At 40.3% G+C, this 16,499-nt stretch carries 20 protein-coding genes; 14 read left to right on the forward strand and 6 right to left on the reverse strand.

Annotated features, from left to right (window positions below; translation table 11 throughout):
* Window positions 1–63 precede the first annotated feature (63 nt).
* From DET59_RS01640 to DET59_RS01655, 4 genes are all read left to right on the forward strand, one after another.
* Window positions 64–180, forward strand: a complete 117-nt coding sequence (locus tag DET59_RS01640; RefSeq protein ID WP_220154053.1) for a YjcZ family sporulation protein — start codon at window positions 64–66, stop codon at window positions 178–180.
* A gap of 179 nt (window positions 181–359) precedes the next feature.
* Complete coding sequence (locus DET59_RS01645; RefSeq protein ID WP_113967850.1) at window positions 360–983, forward strand: lytic transglycosylase domain-containing protein; 624 nt, start codon at window positions 360–362, stop codon at window positions 981–983.
* A gap of 145 nt (window positions 984–1,128) precedes the next feature.
* Window positions 1,129–2,427 (forward strand): globin-coupled sensor protein, encoded by a 1,299-nt coding sequence (locus tag DET59_RS01650; RefSeq protein ID WP_113967851.1) that lies wholly within the window; start codon window positions 1,129–1,131, stop codon window positions 2,425–2,427.
* Window positions 2,428–2,661: 234 nt separating this feature from the next.
* Window positions 2,662–4,887, forward strand: coding sequence for a DEAD/DEAH box helicase (locus DET59_RS01655; protein WP_181778026.1), 2,226 nt, complete (start codon window positions 2,662–2,664; stop codon window positions 4,885–4,887).
* A 201-nt stretch (window positions 4,888–5,088) separates the two neighbouring features.
* Here the strand turns inward: DET59_RS01655 and DET59_RS01660 are convergent, their stop codons facing one another.
* Together DET59_RS01660 and DET59_RS01665 are read right to left on the reverse strand one after the other, a co-directional pair.
* Entirely contained in the window at window positions 5,089–5,481 is a 393-nt protein-coding gene (locus tag DET59_RS01660; protein WP_113967853.1) for an Hsp20/alpha crystallin family protein, read from the reverse strand.
* 175 nt (window positions 5,482–5,656) lie between these two features.
* Window positions 5,657–5,794 carry a small acid-soluble spore protein P gene (locus DET59_RS01665; RefSeq protein ID WP_113967854.1) on the reverse strand — a complete coding sequence of 46 codons (138 nt, stop codon included), beginning with the start codon at window positions 5,792–5,794 and terminating at the stop codon, window positions 5,657–5,659.
* A gap of 117 nt (window positions 5,795–5,911) precedes the next feature.
* On the opposite strand from DET59_RS01665, the gene DET59_RS01670 reads away from it, so the two are divergent.
* Entirely contained in the window at window positions 5,912–6,172 is a 261-nt protein-coding gene (locus DET59_RS01670) for a hypothetical protein (RefSeq protein WP_113967855.1), read from the forward strand.
* Window positions 6,173–6,341: 169 nt separating this feature from the next.
* Here DET59_RS01670 and sspO read toward each other — a convergent pair whose 3' ends face one another.
* Complete coding sequence (sspO, locus tag DET59_RS01675) at window positions 6,342–6,491, reverse strand: small acid-soluble spore protein O (RefSeq protein WP_113967856.1); 150 nt, start codon at window positions 6,489–6,491, stop codon at window positions 6,342–6,344.
* 326 nt (window positions 6,492–6,817) lie between these two features.
* On the opposite strand from sspO, the gene acnA reads away from it, so the two are divergent.
* The 7 genes from acnA (at window position 6,818) to DET59_RS01710 (ending at window position 12,134) form a co-directional block, all read left to right on the forward strand.
* Entirely contained in the window at window positions 6,818–9,529 is a 2,712-nt protein-coding gene (gene acnA / locus DET59_RS01680) for an aconitate hydratase AcnA (RefSeq protein WP_113967857.1), read from the forward strand.
* A gap of 152 nt (window positions 9,530–9,681) precedes the next feature.
* Entirely contained in the window at window positions 9,682–10,269 is a 588-nt protein-coding gene (locus DET59_RS01685; RefSeq protein WP_113967858.1) for a peroxiredoxin family protein, read from the forward strand.
* A gap of 204 nt (window positions 10,270–10,473) precedes the next feature.
* A complete protein-coding gene (locus DET59_RS01690; RefSeq protein ID WP_113967859.1) occupies window positions 10,474–10,620 on the forward strand; it encodes an FbpB family small basic protein in 147 nt (48 codons plus the stop codon).
* 105 nt (window positions 10,621–10,725) lie between these two features.
* Window positions 10,726–10,869, forward strand: coding sequence for an acid-soluble spore protein N (locus tag DET59_RS01695; protein ID WP_044336998.1), 144 nt, complete (start codon window positions 10,726–10,728; stop codon window positions 10,867–10,869).
* A gap of 74 nt (window positions 10,870–10,943) precedes the next feature.
* Window positions 10,944–11,171, forward strand: a complete 228-nt coding sequence (gene tlp, locus DET59_RS01700) for a small acid-soluble spore protein Tlp (RefSeq protein WP_113967860.1) — start codon at window positions 10,944–10,946, stop codon at window positions 11,169–11,171.
* Window positions 11,172–11,343: 172 nt separating this feature from the next.
* The gene (locus tag DET59_RS01705) at window positions 11,344–11,760 is read left to right on the forward strand and encodes an acyl-CoA thioesterase (RefSeq protein WP_113967861.1); all 417 of its coding nucleotides are present in this window, start codon (window positions 11,344–11,346) and stop codon (window positions 11,758–11,760) included.
* Between the two features lie 65 nt (window positions 11,761–11,825).
* Window positions 11,826–12,134: a hypothetical protein gene (locus DET59_RS01710; protein WP_113967862.1), complete on the forward strand. Its 309-nt coding sequence runs from the start codon at window positions 11,826–11,828 to the stop codon at window positions 12,132–12,134.
* Window positions 12,135–12,170: 36 nt separating this feature from the next.
* On the opposite strand, the gene DET59_RS01715 is transcribed toward DET59_RS01710, so the two are convergent.
* Entirely contained in the window at window positions 12,171–12,461 is a 291-nt protein-coding gene (locus tag DET59_RS01715; protein WP_113967863.1) for a HesB/YadR/YfhF family protein, read from the reverse strand.
* 129 nt (window positions 12,462–12,590) lie between these two features.
* On the opposite strand from DET59_RS01715, the gene DET59_RS01720 reads away from it, so the two are divergent.
* Entirely contained in the window at window positions 12,591–12,851 is a 261-nt protein-coding gene (locus tag DET59_RS01720) for a hypothetical protein (protein WP_113967864.1), read from the forward strand.
* 106 nt (window positions 12,852–12,957) lie between these two features.
* Here the strand turns inward: DET59_RS01720 and DET59_RS01725 are convergent, their stop codons facing one another.
* Together DET59_RS01725 and plsY are read right to left on the reverse strand one after the other, a co-directional pair.
* Window positions 12,958–14,124 carry a CapA family protein gene (locus DET59_RS01725; RefSeq protein WP_113967865.1) on the reverse strand — a complete coding sequence of 389 codons (1,167 nt, stop codon included), beginning with the start codon at window positions 14,122–14,124 and terminating at the stop codon, window positions 12,958–12,960.
* A gap of 282 nt (window positions 14,125–14,406) precedes the next feature.
* Window positions 14,407–14,988 (reverse strand): glycerol-3-phosphate 1-O-acyltransferase PlsY, encoded by a 582-nt coding sequence (plsY, locus tag DET59_RS01730; protein ID WP_113967866.1) that lies wholly within the window; start codon window positions 14,986–14,988, stop codon window positions 14,407–14,409.
* A 198-nt stretch (window positions 14,989–15,186) separates the two neighbouring features.
* Between plsY and DET59_RS01735 the strand changes: the two genes are divergently transcribed.
* Window positions 15,187–16,485: a purine/pyrimidine permease gene (locus tag DET59_RS01735; protein ID WP_113967867.1), complete on the forward strand. Its 1,299-nt coding sequence runs from the start codon at window positions 15,187–15,189 to the stop codon at window positions 16,483–16,485.
* Window positions 16,486–16,499 lie beyond the last annotated feature (14 nt).

The following is a 16,499-nucleotide window of genomic DNA, read 5'->3' on the forward strand; positions in this document are numbered from 1 at the left end:
TAACCTACAATTTGTCCACTACATACATTAATATCGTAGTAAGATAACTGGAGGTGACTGATGATGTATGGATACCCTGGATATGGATATGGCTGCGGTGGTGGGTACGCTGGTGGCTTTGCGTTAATCGTAGTTTTATTCATCCTATTAATTATCGTTGGAGCAGCGTTTGTTTGTTAAAAATAAATAAATAATGGTTAGATGACCTCAAACCAAAGTCAATGATTCCTCCACCAACATCCGGTGAAGGAAGAACCGACTACAGGGGTCATCTTTTTTTATACATAATGATTGTCACAGAGTGGTTCTCGTATTAGAATACAAGAGGAATCAATATTCTTGTAAAGGATCGAGCCTCGATGACTAAAAAAACCGCCACAAAAAAGCGTCCCAGTAAGAAAAAACGGTCATCACCATTTACGATCGTCCTTATACCCATCATCATCCTTGCTATTTATTATGCCGTAAATAATGGAGAAGCCACTTATACCCTGTCCTCATTCGGTAAAGAGGAGGTACCTCCCGAATATATTCCCATTTATAAAGCAGCTGAAGAGGAATACGGGGTACCATGGTATTTACTGGCTGCCCATCACCGGGTCGAAACGAAATTCTCCACCATGAAGACTCTTGTGTCTCCTGTGGGAGCTGAGGGACACATGCAATTCATGCCATGTACATTTGTCGGCTGGTCACACCCCAGTTGCTCAGGCTTAGGGAAGGGGAATATCCCACAAAACCAAAAAACAGACCCTGACGTCATTGAAAAGTATGGTGGATATGGTGTCGATGCAAACGGAGATGGAATAGCCGATCCATTTCAAATTGAGGATGCCGTGTATAGTGCTGCAAACTATTTGGAACGAAATGGAGCAGCCGATGGAAAAATCGAACAAGCCGTATTTGCCTACAATCATAGCGACAAATATGTAGAAGATGTTTTGTACTATGCAGAGCGATTTGTAGAAGAGGAAGAAGAGTAGTCAAGCAGGGCTATATGAATTCTTAATATTGTCACTAAATCTCTAAAACACCCCATACTCACCAGGGTGTTTTTTTGTTATGGTAGTAAAGTCTCATTACCAAAAAAGGAATTTTTTTCTTAGAAAATAACAAAGAGGGGTAACCATGCTGCTATTAAAGAGGAAATCAAAACAAGAGAACGTTAACAGATTAAACGAAGAATCGAGATTGCCTGAAGTAAGCATAACAGTTTCACCGGGTGTAAAAAAACAACTAGAAATGATCCAATTGTCAGAAGCAGAATTAGCTGTTTTACGTTCAACGAAACAGTATTTAGAGGAGAATATACAAGAAATTATCGATGGTTTCTACCATCCAATCGAAAATAACCCAGTCCTACTAGCGATTATCGAAAAATACAGTTCCATCGACAGATTAAAACAAACACTTGCCGTCCATATTGCTGAAATGACGAACGGAATCATTGATACGCCGTTTATAGAAAAACGAAGAAAAATTGCAAAGATGCATATCCATATAGGCTTACCTACAAAATGGTATATTGCTTCATTCCAAAATCTTCAAACCACCCTTTTTAAAGTAATGTACCGACACGTTACCCATATGGAAGATTACAACAACGTCATCAATGCATTCACTAAGATTCTAAATCTTGAACAGCAATTAGTTTTAGAGGCATATGAAGAAGAAATAGAAGAAATCAGAGCCACTTCACTGCGTTTAAAAGAAAAAATGACGGAAAGGGTTCATGAAGCATCGACAGGTTTATCTGCTATTTCAGAAGAGTCGATGGCTTCTTTAGATTCAATTAATGATCGAATGAGCGAAGTTAGTATTTTAACTACAAAAGGAACTCAATCTATTGAAAAAATCAGTCATTTCTCTACTGAAGGAAAAGATAAGATGGGTGTTCAAAAAGAACATATGAGTAAAATTCTTTCAGATATGAGAGAAATGCTGAAGGAAATCTATCAATTGCAACAAATTTCGAATCAGATATTCGATATCGTTGCCATCGTTCAAACCATTGCAGAGCAAACAAATTTACTATCTCTTAACGCAAGTATAGAGGCAGCACGCGCCGGAGAACATGGAAAGGGATTTGCTGTAGTGGCAGAAGAGGTTCGGAAGCTTTCAGATCAAACGAAAAGTTCGGTCACCAATGTATCAAGTCTTATTTCAGGTACGAAACAGCAAGTTGATAAAATTTCCGCTTATATCATTTCAGTTGAAGAACTTGCTAAAAATGGTATGGGCTCAACAAATAAAGCACATATCTTCTTTGAGGAAATAGTAGAATCCATTGGCTCGTCTAAAAGCCAAAGTGAACAAGTTGAAGTAGAAATGAAAGAAATTTCCTTAGCTGTGGATGAGATATCAAACGCCATTTCTCACTTAACGATATCTGCAGAGCAATTAAATCGTTTAACATCTGAACTATAATCTGCTCGAGAACCGATTGCATATATCGGTTCTTTTTTTCATTTAGTGTGATTTAATACGTTTTATTGCTTGTTATTCCTTTATTCAAAGATTTTGCCAAACTGGGAACAACATCATCTGAACACTAACTATCCCCAATAAGAATTCCCCGAAAATCCATTTACCATATACACTCACATAATAAATTGTTATGATAAGGTTCGTGATTTTTTACGTATGGCAAAGGTGATTCAGATGAAAACGACAGAAATGATAGAAGAGTGGCAAACCGCTCTGGATATGGAAATTCTCCAACTAAAAAAACGGGAAACATCTGGGGTTTTGATAGAAGAAGGCAGATGTATCCGAAAAGAAGAAAATGCCTATATTTATTGGTTCACCCTTAGTTATCCTGCGTCTTTACCAGAAGGAGGAGGCGTAGTTTATAAGAGAAAGCAAACAAGGATCACAGGGGTGGTGATCAGTTCAGAGGACCGGGAGTGCATGATTGAACTCGATCAGTTTATAGGAGATACCATTTCTTATGGTCAAATATTGCATGAACCATGGGAAACATTAGAGAAGTTAATAGAAAGATTAGAGGAAGCAAAAGAGCGAACTGGAAAAACACAGCGTATTCAGCATATGATGAATCCAATGAAAGAAACAAGGCATCCGAAGACTGCGTTTAATAACCCTTTACACGAAGCATATGTGCGCAGTAAGTATAATCCTGTCACATACCTATGGGGACCACCTGGAACAGGAAAAACCTATACTCTTGCCAGAGTCGCCGCTTATCATTATTCAGAAGGAAAAAAAGTGCTGCTTCTTTCCCATAGTAATGCTGCAGTCGATGTCTTAATAGAAGAAATGTATCACTTTCTCAGCAGCCACAATCGGTGGAAGAGAGGGGAGGTCATCCGCTATGGTACCAGCCGGAAAGCGTATAGTGAAGATGTCACAGATTTAAGCGTGCTTCAATTATTAGAACAACTTGATCCCAGCCTAGCAGAGGAAAAAGGAAAGGTCGAAACCTACAGGAGAAGGCTAAAAAATAAACTGACTAAAACGTATTCAAGTTATGATTCAGAACGGTTGTCTCAACTGGAGGTTCATTATCAAAAAATCAAAGAAAAGTTTAAACGAAGAGAAGGTGAACTTGTCACAGACGCAAGGGTCATCGGTACGACTCTCTCTAAAGCTGCCATTGACGGTATTCTTTTTGAAGAAGAGTTTGACCTTGTTATCGTGGATGAGGCAAGCATGGCGTATATACCTCAGGTAGCATTTGCCGCTACCCTTGGAAAAAAGATCATTATTTGCGGAGATTTCAAACAGCTCCCGCCTATTTCTACGTCCTTTCATCCGATGGTAACCAAGTGGCTGAAGGAAGACATCTTTCATTCGGCTCAGGTAGCAAACGCCGTAGATAAAGGCAAGGACCATTCTCAATTATTATTACTTCCAGAACAGCGGCGAATGCATCCAAGTATTTCGGCATTTACCAATCACTTTATTTACCATTCGAAGGTGGGCGATCACCATTCGGTACGACAGATGAGAGCGGAGATTACGAATAAAATGCCTTTCCCTTCTCATGGAGCGGTGTTATTTTCACTCAAAGAAGGTACGGAATGGGCAGAGACGCAAAAAGGCTCCCGTTGGAACGTCCTATCCAGCTTAGCAACGATCAACCTTATTTCCGAAGCAATCGAGGATGGTATTCAATCTATTGGGATCGTGACCCCCTACCGTGTGCAAGCGAAATGGTATAACCTTTTACTGGACGAGTTAGTAAAGACCACACATCCTCAAACGAATTTATATGCCGCTACGGTTCATGGCTTTCAAGGTTCGGAAAATGACATGATCCTATTTGACCTTGTTGATGGAGCTTCCCACGGGAAACCGGGGGCACTACTTACTCGGAAAGGAAGCGACAGGCTACTGAATGTAGCCATTACGCGAGCGAGGGGAAAGTTCGTTCTTATTGCAAACGACCAATTTATTCAGGAGAAGACCCATTCTTCCCAACCCATTCATCAGTTCATACGTCATCTTCAACAGGAAGGGCATAAGGAAACAAGTTCATCACTCACCCCTTTCTCTACCAAGAAAATGAAGTGGATGGATGTGAGTGATCTAAACAGACTGGTGAAAGATTTCAAGGCAGCTAAACAAAAAATCGTAGTGAACGTGGGACTTGTGACAGATATCCCTGAAGAGATATTGAGCATATTAGACACAGTATCCCGTGAGATAAACGTCATAATCCAATGTAAAAACAGCAGCGCTTCGCAAGCGGGTAACAGCATCAAAATAGAAAAAGCAACTACGGATATTCCATTCATCGCGTTAGATGAAAAAGTCATCTGGTTCAATTCTTTTTCCAAAGAAAGAAACCGATTTCCTTATCATGTAAGGATTTTATCAAAGAGGATCACTGGCCAATTCCTCAAAATGATTGAAGAAAAATAAACGGGGGTCTTTTTGAAGGTTAGTAGCTCTCTTAAATAGGATAGGCATAATAGCAGAAAAAAGAGACTCGATTTACTTTGCATGATGTGAAACGATAAACCGAAAGTCGTGAGTTTCTTGTAACATCGATTGACCCCCTATAAACATGTTTAAAGGTCTGAGTTTTCACTTCAGACCTTTTCATCTATTTAGAGAGGATGATTACTCATTAGATAACCCCTGGACCCGGATGACGAAGGAAGTGGGGGAGGGACATTCCTTTTTAGGGACATTGATTTCAATGGTATGATGCTCGATTGAATAGGTGATTGCCCGTTGCTTTAAACAAAAGGGAAAACGAATGGTCCGGTTTCTCACCTTGATTTCGTCCTTCATCAGTATCGATACTACCAATTGTGTATCATTTTTCTTAATGATTAATTCCTCTGGATGAATATCTTCTGTTTCGATTTCTACGATGAACGCTTCCGTTGTATCGAGGAAGTCGACTCTAAATTCTTGTTCATCCAATTGAACCGTAGCAGGATCCAATAGCCAATCCTTCATATTCTCCTCCCAGTTCTCTAAATAGAAATCCTCCCTTTCCTTGCTCATTTACACCTGACCCCCAACTTTTCTTTTACACATTGTATTCTTTCTAATTTAATTGGTGAGGGTGTTATCATCAGCATAAAGAATAAATGGGTTTCATTCTGAAACAACTTGTCTGACAAATAAGAGGGAGTGCGGGAATTGTGTTAACACAATTCCCGCACTCCCTTATTGTTTCTTACATATCGTGATGGCTATGTTGTTTTTGTCGGGTGTGATTGCGATTCTTCACTTTATGTGATCCACTTAAAGGCTCCGGTTGTCCAGACTGCTTCGGAGCATTTTTACGCATATCTTTGCTATCATTTTTGTTCATATGGCATCCCTCCTGTTCTTAGAATGCTTTCTCCTGAAACAGTTTATTCATGGGTATAATTTTCAGCTGATCTGACCATACTAAAAAAGCTAATTTCAGAATAAGGAGAGATCAACCATGCCTTACCATAAGAACAAACAACAAGCGTACCAAGCTGCTGAGCAAAGTGTTACTGAAATACAGAATACAATCAATGAACTTGTTTTAGATGGAGCAAGTTACGGTTCACAATTGGCTCACTTGAAGAATGAAGTGAACGAAGCGTATCAACAAATTGAAAATGCACTTGAAGTGGCATCTGAGACACAAAGGGCGCAGCTCCAACAATTCAAATCAGACCTTTCTTCAATCGTCAGTGAAGTAAATGGGCAATCGTAAGGAATAAGAAGAAATAAAACCCGTTCTGCTAAACATTCGCAGAGCGGGTTTTATTTTTGAACAAACAGGGTAGGGGAAAAGAAATGAAGATATTTTACATGAATGATGGTGACTAAACCAAACTGAGTATGTCCATAAGCCTCGATTGGTCAATCACCGATCATTTGAATTACTGATTGGTTTTACGTTTTTTATTAAACTGACGTTGAGCTTCAGTTAACGGTTCATTTGAATACTCTTCATTGTAACCGGCACCTTTTCCTTGTGCCTTCGCTGCATTCATCCCGTTAATTACATGGTTTGCTTTACGTTTAGCCATTGTAGAACACCTCCATATGGATAGAATGCCACCATCATCAATCCTTTATAAGAGGAAAAGGCTAGCAGATTTATTTTCTCACGATAATAATTTCATGCAACTGACACGTTTTGACATGGTGAAAAATGTTGTTATACCAATATTTTTCAAAGACACTTAAGGAGTTTAATATTTTAGATAAGAAAAACTTATCAAAAACAATAACTTTATTGTTATTTACTTATGTAATCGCTTGTATTAAGATGTAAATGTGAGAAAAGTTCGTTAGTTTTTAGAACGAAAACTTTTCGACTTATTGTGTGATGTAGTTTAGAGGGGGAATCGAAATGGCAAAGAACGATGTATTTAATGCACGATCTTCTTTCGAACTAGAAGGAAAACGTTATCATTACTATCGTTTAAAAGCGCTTGAAGAAGCAGGAGTAACAAAAATTAATCGCTTACCTTACAGTGTAAAGGTATTGCTGGAGTCTGTACTTCGTCAGTTTGACGGACGCGTGATCAACAAAGACCACGTTGAAAATTTATCAAACTGGGGCTCAACTGAAGTGAAGGATGCGGAAGTTCCATTCAAACCTTCCCGTGTCATCCTTCAAGATTTCACTGGAGTACCAGCAGTAGTTGACTTAGCGTCTTTACGTAAAGCAATGGCTGATATCGGTGGAGATCCACAAAAGATCAATCCTGAAATTCCAGTTGATCTTGTTATTGACCACTCCGTACAAGTAGATAAATATGGTACAGTTGGGGCCCTGCAAGCAAATATGGATCTTGAATTCGAACGAAACGCTGAGCGTTATCAGTTCCTTAGCTGGGCTCAAAAAGCATTTGAAAACTATCGTGCCGTACCACCAGCAACGGGTATCGTACACCAAGTTAACTTAGAGTATTTAGCGAATGTCGTTCACGCTGTTGAAACAACAGATGGCGATTTTGAAACATATCCAGATACACTGGTCGGTACTGACTCCCATACTACTATGATCAACGGTATCGGCGTGTTAGGTTGGGGCGTAGGTGGAATAGAAGCAGAAGCAGGAATGCTTGGTCAACCTTCATACTTCCCAATCCCTGAAGTTATCGGGGTAAAAATGACAGGTGAACTTCCTAATGGAGCAACAGCTACTGACTTAGCCCTTAAAGTTACACAAGTATTGCGTCAAAAAGGTGTAGTAGGGAAATTCGTTGAGTACTTCGGAACAGGAGTAGCAACATTACCACTTGCCGACCGTGCAACAATTGCCAATATGGCACCTGAATACGGCGCTACTTGTGGTTTCTTCCCGGTTGATTCAGAGTCTTTAGACTACCTTCGATTAACTGGTCGTGACGAAGACCATATCAAAATGGTTGAGGAATATTTAAAGAAAAATGATATGTTCTTCACACCTGAAAAGGAAGAACCAACATATACAGATGTAGTAGAAATTGACCTTTCTGCAGTGGAACCTAACCTTTCTGGACCTAAACGTCCACAGGATTTAATTCCGCTTTCTGATATGAAAGAATCTTTCAATAAGTCAATTACAGCTAAAGAAGGCGTTCAAGGCTTCGGATTAGATGCGTCTGAAATTAATAAAACGGCAAGGTATTCAACGGAAGATGGTAAAGATGTGGTTATGCCTACTGGAGCGATTGGTATCGCTGCCATTACATCTTGTACAAATACATCTAACCCATATGTTATGCTAGGTGCTGGTTTAGTAGCGAAAAAAGCAGTGGAGCTCGGAATGAACGTTCCTGATTACGTAAAGACTTCCCTGGCTCCAGGATCAAAAGTCGTAACTGGTTACCTTAGAGATTCAGGCTTACTATCTTACCTTGAAGATATCGGCTTTAACCTTGTAGGGTATGGTTGTACGACTTGTATCGGTAACTCTGGTCCACTACGTCCGGAGATTGAGAAGGCTGTATCAGATGCTGACTTACTCTTAACGTCTGTGCTTTCAGGAAATCGTAATTTCGAAGGTCGTATTCATCCATTAGTGAAAGCAAATTATCTTGCTTCACCACCACTAGTTGTTGCATATGCTTTAGCTGGTACTGTAGACATTGACCTTCAAAAAGATTCTCTAGGAAAAGATAAAGATGGAAATGATGTATTCTTCAGAGACATCTGGCCTTCTCAAGATGAAGTCAAAGATGCTGTGAAATCTACTGTTACTCCAGAGTTATTCCGTAGAGAATACGAGCATGTTTTCTCTGAAAACGAGCGTTGGAACCAAATCAAAACAAGTAATGAGCCACTTTATAGCTTTGATGATCAATCAACATATATCCAAAATCCATCCTTCTTCACTGGATTAGCCACTACTCCAGAAGATATCCAAGGATTAAACGGACTGCGTGTTGTAGGTAAATTTGGTGACTCAGTAACAACTGACCACATTTCTCCTGCAGGTGCTATCGGTAAGGATACGCCAGCTGGTAAATACCTGCGTGCTAACAATGTTGAGCCACGTGATTTCAATTCATACGGTTCTCGTCGTGGTAACCATGAAGTGATGATGCGCGGTACGTTTGCAAACATTCGTATCCGTAACCAAATTGCTCCAGGCACAGAAGGTGGTTTCACAACGTACTGGCCTGACAATGAAGTTATGCCTATGTATGATGCGTGTATGAAATATCAACAAGATGGTACCGGATTAGTTGTTCTGGCAGGAAAAGATTACGGTATGGGATCTTCACGTGACTGGGCAGCAAAAGGTACAAACCTACTTGGTATCAAAACGGTCATCGCAGAAAGCTATGAGCGTATTCACCGTTCAAACCTTGTAATGATGGGAGTGCTTCCACTTCAATTCAAAAAGGGTGACAGCGCTGAATCTCTAGGTTTAACAGGTAGAGAATCGATTTCTGTCAATGTGACAAACGATGTTAAACCTCGTGATATCTTAACGGTTACAGCTGTAGCTGAAGATGGAACCAAAACAGAGTTCGAAGTACTGGCTCGATTTGATTCAGATGTAGAAGTGGACTACTACCGCCATGGTGGAATTCTACAAATGGTTCTACGTAATAAATTAAAGGCATAATGCATGCTGTAAGCCTCGGGTCCTCCCGGGGCTTTTTTTATTATTCTTTAGCAACCAAAAAGGCGAAAGTTCACTTGAAATTCCATGACTAAATAGAGACAAGCTAACATAAGATGATAGTAATATCATTCCTATGAGAGGAGCACACTCCTTTGAAATCTATCTTTGGCATTTTGCTTGTGGCTTTATTGGTCTTCACGTTCTACATGGAGAATAAGTCAGAGCCCACTTCCTTATCTGAAAGCACGTTCGGGCAAGCTGAGGAGTATGATCAATTAATCGATATAGAAGAAGGAGAGGTGTCGGAAACGACTCCTGTGGAGAACTATCCCGGACCGAATGTAGGGGACAAGGCCATCGACTTCAAATTGGATACTTTATCCGGGAAATCCGTCACGTTATCTGAATTGAAGGGAAAGAAAGTAATTCTCAATTTCTGGGCTACCTGGTGTCCACCGTGTAAAGAAGAAATGCCGATCATGCAGGAATTCTACACGAAATACGGTAAGGACATTGAAATACTGGCAATCAATATCGATCCCCAATACAACGTAAAAGAATACCAAAAAGCAATGGGACTCACATTCCCGATCCTATTAGACAAAGACGACAAAATCAACAACGCCTACGACATCCTAACAGTCCCAACCACCTATATCATCAACGAACAAGGAATCATCACCAACAAACAAATCGGCGCCATCACCAGCCTTGAATCCTTCACCGCGCTAATCAAGTGAGGGACGGACCTTCAAACGTATTAAAATGACGATTTATCGTTGGCGAGGGACGGACCTCTATAATTCAGAGCATTCAATATTCAATCGTCCAAATCCCATAATCCGTGGAGAAAACCAGCTCTACAATTGTGACCTTTGTTTAAAATATCTGACTTTTGGATATACTATTTATAACAAACCACAATTGAGAGTGAGGGGATTGGATTGCGAAGACCGCGAAAAAAATCATTTGCAGATCTTGTGAAAGAAAACAAAAAGCAGCTTCTTCTGGATCAGGATGCCATTGATGCCATTGAAGAACGAATCGATGCCAGACTGGAAATAAAGCGCCCTATAGGCAAAGCCGAGTAAGGAATTACGAGGCTTATTTTTTTTGCCCCAGAAATAATACTGCCAATTATTACGCCTTTTCTTCCTTCCCATTTTGGTAATCATACTAGTAAGGAGGGGAAGTTAATGAGCAATTCAAAGGGAAGTCCGAATCATTTTGCACCAAACCATATTGGTACTCAATCAAGAGCAGCAGGCGGAAACAAGGGAAAACAAATGCAAGATAAGTCAGGTAAGCATGCGCAGGTCATCCAAACAAAGGGTGAATAACGCTTGTGACAAAAAATGAAAAGGGAACGGCCTGAAGGTCCGTCCCTCATCACAATTAGCAGGAGGAATGAAGGATGGCATGGGATAAACCGAATCCGGATGATCGCAGTGATAATGTAGAGAAGCTTCAAGGTATGGTTCAGCATACGATTGAGAATATGGATAAGGCTGAGGAGTCGATGGCTTTCACAGACAGTGAAGAGCAGCTTCAGTCTATTAAAGCGAAGAATGAGCGTCGCAGAGAAAGCCTTGAAGCTTTCCGTAATGAAATTAAAGACGAAGCTCATCAAACAGAACAATAACATCCGCAACCCGAACGGACAAGGCTCTTTAGAGTACCTGGCTGTTCGGGTTCTTTCATCACTAAAAGGTTAGCTGGCTAAGGCTCCACACTCTTAAGCCTATTTATTCAATCCCTTCTCCATCTATGTTAAAATGAGGGAAGATAACGACTAGATGAAGAGGGTGTAGAGGATGCATATTGCTGAAAAAACCGTAGAGGTACGATACGCAGAAACCGATCAAATGGGTGTTGTGTATCATGCGAATTATCTTATATGGATGGAATTAGGGAGAACGCAGCTCATTGAAGATCTTGGCTTTAAGTACGCTGATATTGAAAAAGAAGGGATTCTTTCTCCCGTTATCGATCTGAATGTCAGCTATAAATCACCGGTTCGTTACGGGGAAAAAGCGTTTATTAAAACGTGGGTTGAAGAATATGATGGCCTCCGCATTACATATGCTTATGAAATTTATAATGGTCAAAACCAGCTGGCCATTACGGGACATTCGAAACATGTTTGCGTCAAGCAAGAAAACTTCCGTCCGATTTCTATACGTAAAATGTTTCCTCATTGGCATGAAGCATACGAGAAGGTCAAAAAGTAATTTCTACATATTGAAATATCTCTTGAAAACTACTTTACAGAAGCATGACAGAAAGGAAAATCTCCATGGCATTCGGGTTAAACAAACGTGAATTACTTGCATGGAAGCAGTCTGTAAAACGGGGAGAAATTGCATTTCTCACTCATTACTGGCTTGACGACCGATTCCCCCATGCACGATCTGTCACGAAAGTGGGCTGTTGTAATCTTGATACATTAACACAGTGGGGAGATAAGTACGGGTTGAAAAAAGAATGGATTCATGAGAGGGAAGACGGTTTTCCTCATTTCGATCTACTGGGAGATATTCAATATGACATTCTTCTTAAAGAGGGGCTCCACGACCATATCTCACGCTTTATAAACCGAAAATGAAAAGGCTGGCGAATGCCAGCCGCTTTCCATGCTACCTTATTTTTTGTACTCATATGAAGGTTCTTGAAGCTTATCGTCAAACTCGACGTATAAATCATGACCATCAAAGAACCATAAATCTCTCTCTTCAATAAAAAATTGCCTGTTCTCGATTTCAATTCGTTCGCCGAGATCAACCGGTTCGTCTTTGTTCACTCCTAATGAAAAACTATCATGCAGAGGACTGGAACCTCCATAGCGTACATAAAAACGAACTTGATCGCCTTCCTCTACAAGCATTTCGTTCTTAAACCACGTTAGAGCTTCTTTTGAAATATGTATTTTCATTGATGAGACTCCTTTCTCTACAGGTATTCCTCCAGAGTGTATCATGTTTCTTTACAAAGAAGGTTTCATTACATATTATATACATAGAAAAGAAGGAACATCTACTAATACGCATAAAGGATGAGATGAATGAATACACAAGCATTATTATATTACATAGGTGCATTTATATTTGCCGGATTAAGTGTATTGACGTTCCTGCAATTACACGATGCGAAATATCAGATAGAAGCCGGCACCTTTATTATCATTGCTGCCCTCATTTATTATGGGATGGTCACTCTATTCTTTAAGGGCAGCCGCAAAACTTTCTTGATTGCCAATGCCTTATTGGCTGTATTAGCCCTTGGAGGCATTTTCTTTAATTCATTGCTATTCGGTGGACATTAAAAAAAACGAGCTTCCCTTAGTGGAGGCTCGTTTTTGTATATCTTAGAAAGTTCAGGATAACACATGGGCAGATGGCTTTAGGAAGTCACCTTCTGCCGGCTTTTTATTATTCAGGCAGGCCATTCACCATATGGGAAACCATTTCTTCTTCTGAATAACCAATCAACCCATTCTTCTTAGCAAATTCAAGAGGGTAGATTCGGTAATTATTGTAATGATTTTCTGAAACAAAGGTTGGCTGGAATTCAATGGAAGGGTACGTAATTTTAGAACCGCCCGGATTCATCCTTTTTTCTACTTGAACCGTAACCATTCCTCCAATATCTTTGAAGTCATCTTTCTGTCCTGAAAGAAAATTCCCTAATGAATAGATGACTACAGCATCACGGCCATCGCTCGTTTTATATGTTTGGATTGGCTGCAGAACGTGTGGATGATGGCCAAAAATGATATCAACACCATTTTCCGTTAACACATTGGCCAGTCTTTCCTGTTCCTCAGTAGGGAAGCGTTGATACTCATTTCCCCAATGCAAACTCAATACGACTAAATCAATGTTCATGCTTTTAGCTTTCTTGACCTCTTCTATCATGTTTTGCTCGTCGATCAGATTGACTAAGTAGTCTTTCCCCTTTGGCACAGGGATCCCATTCGTTCCATATGTGTATGAAAGCAGGGCAAACTTGATTCCGTTTACATTGAATGTGCGAATTCGCTCCTTGTCTTCCTGACTTTTAAAGGCACCCACATATGGCATGGATATCTTCTCATAATAGTCGATTGCACTCAGAAGACCTTTTTCACCTTGATCCAATGAATGATTATTGGCAGTCGTGACTGCATCCACTCCCACGTCCTGTAAGGATTTCACGATTTCTTTCGGACTATTGAAGAGCGGGTAACTGGAAACGCCTAGTTCCACACCAGCCGGGGTTGATTCCTGATTGGCAATCAGGAAATCAGGGGCAGCCAGCATGTCCTTGATTGGTGAAAACATAGGGGTGAAGTTATACCCGTTTTCATCTTTGGCATCATTATATACGGTATCATGGAGAAGAATATCTCCGATGGCGGCAAGTGTTGCATTTGACTTTATCGATTTCCCCGAAGCTTGAACTTCTTTCGTCGTATGGAGCAAAGGGTAAAGCTTCTCATTCTGTTTTCCTTCAGCAGAGGTGTTCCAGTCTGCGTATTGCTTATTTACAAGAAACCCGATCACTAAGAGTAAAGGAACACAAAGGAATACTCCTGTCATTAATCGCTTTTGATTCATATTCATCATCCTTTATATTTACACTACCTCTATTTTACAAAATAAAAGGGGAAAGCGGGGCTTATTTATGAAAATACTGAAGTATATTATCATATTTTTGTGAATTTTAAACTATTTTGTTTAATCATGATGCTGTTTACCTTTTAATATCCATCATCTTTCTCAAACGAATGGAAGGGTATACCTATTTGATTGAACTAAAGCCATAAAAAAAAGCCACCTCTGCAGCCAGAAACTCTCCTATAGAAAAGGGAGGAGCCTGTTGCTTAGGTCGCTTTTTTACTAGAGCCACTTGATTTTAGGTTCTGTTTTATTTTTGATGCGGGTAATATTTGCACGATGTCTGTAAACAACGAAAATGGTCAGGATTCCAACGACAATAATGAGTGGAATATCTCCTGTGAAGATCGAGTACGTAAAGGCGAGCACCGCTGCTATCATAGAAGAGAGTGATACATACTTGGTTGCATACAAGCAAATGAAAAAGACAGCCAATAAAATTAAAAATAAGATGTAATTATAGCCTAGAAGAACACCCGCAGAGGTTGCTACTGCTTTTCCTCCTCTAAAGTTTGCAAACACGGGATACATATGACCAATCACAGCAAATACGCCAGCCAATAACATGTGTACATCACTTGCAAATAGCAATGGTAAGAGAGTGGCTATCGTTCCTTTTAAAATATCCATGATTGTGACAATCATCCCGGCCTTCACACCCAAGGTTCTGAACGTATTGGTTCCGCCAAGGTTTCCACTTCCATGCTCACGGATGTCTTTTCCGTAGAACGTCTTCCCGATCAGTAATCCTGAAGGGATGGAGCCTAATAAATAAGCTAATACAAGTATAAGGGCAAAAATCATCATCACTGCTCCTTTTAAAATAACTAATCCGTTCTTATTTTAACATGTTTTCCATAGGATGGGGAGAAAATAAACGAAAAAATTAGTACCTGTTCATAAAAGTAGATAATATTTTTATTCCTCATAAATCTGATTCACAAGGAGGGAAGTATGTTAAAATAGACACACTTTACATAGTTGAAATGAAGGTGTACACATATGCAATTATTTTTATCGGGCTTACAATGGGTGGCCTTTATGGTTGCAGGATCAATCGCCGCTCCTATTGCCATAGCTGACCTGTTTCAATTGTCTCCGGCAGATACGGCAGGGTTCATACAGCGGACGATCTTTGTGTTAGGGGCCGCCAGTCTTATCCAGGCATTGGTTGGTCATAAACTGCCCATTAATGAAGGACCCGCCGGACTGTGGTGGGGGGTTTTCGCCATCTATGCAGGTTTTTCAGGAACCTTGTACAGCAGTCACGAAGAAGTGCTGACCGTTTTACAGGGGGGGATGATTGTTAGTGGTGTGATTTTCTTTATTTTATCTGCAACAGGACTATTAAAGAAGTTATCAACCTTATTTACACCATCGATTACATTTATTTACTTAATGCTATTGATTCTTCAATTAAGCGGATCTTTTATCAAAGGGATGTTCGGGATACAACATGAAGGACAATCTCTTCAACCGTTTGTCTTATTAGGAAGTATCATAACCATCCTTTTGGCATTATACTTTTCAGGTCATAAACGAAAGTGGATCCAACAATACTCCATTATCCTTGCCCTACTATCGGGATGGCTGGTCTTCATTCTCATGGGATTGGGTGAAAGCGTGACTGTTTCTGACAGCTGGTTTTCACTACCGGATGTGTTCGTCTTTGGAGCACCTGTATTCGATACGGGAGTCATTGTGACTTCCATTTTCATTACATTCTTGTTAACGACCAATATGATTGCTTCCATTCGAGTGATGGAAGAGGTTATGAAGGCAAAGGGACAGCCCACATATGAAAGATTTACGAAGAGCGGCTTTGCTTCGGGATTGAATCAGCTGTTCGGTGGAGTATTCTCAGCCATTGGTTCTGTACCCATTTCCGGGTCTGCCGGTTTTGTTGCCGCTACAGGGATGTATTCCATTATTCCCTTTATCCTCGGAAGTGCGCTCATTATGATCATCAGTCTGATCCCGAAAGTGATGAATCTATTCGCAAGTCTTCCAGCTCCGGTTGGCTATGCCGTTACCACGGTCATCTTCATCAAAATGGTCGGGCTTGCTCTCGGAGAGTACAGAAAAGAAGAGAACGTGGAAAGAATCCATTTTGTCGCCGGCATTTCTCTCATTGTAGGGGTAGGAGCCATGTTTGTGCCCCCGTCCGCTTTTAAAGACATGCCTGTAGTGGTCGCCTCCATTTTAAACAACGGTTTGATCCTCGGAACCATCACAGGAATCATCGTAGAACAATTTATTCTGTTAAAGAACAAACAACACCCTGAAGCCGGCAGACAATAGTTTGCCGGCTTTTT

The organism is Rossellomorea aquimaris, from assembly GCF_003315075.1.
GTDB classification, from domain to species: domain Bacteria; phylum Bacillota; class Bacilli; order Bacillales; family Bacillaceae_B; genus Rossellomorea; species Rossellomorea aquimaris_C.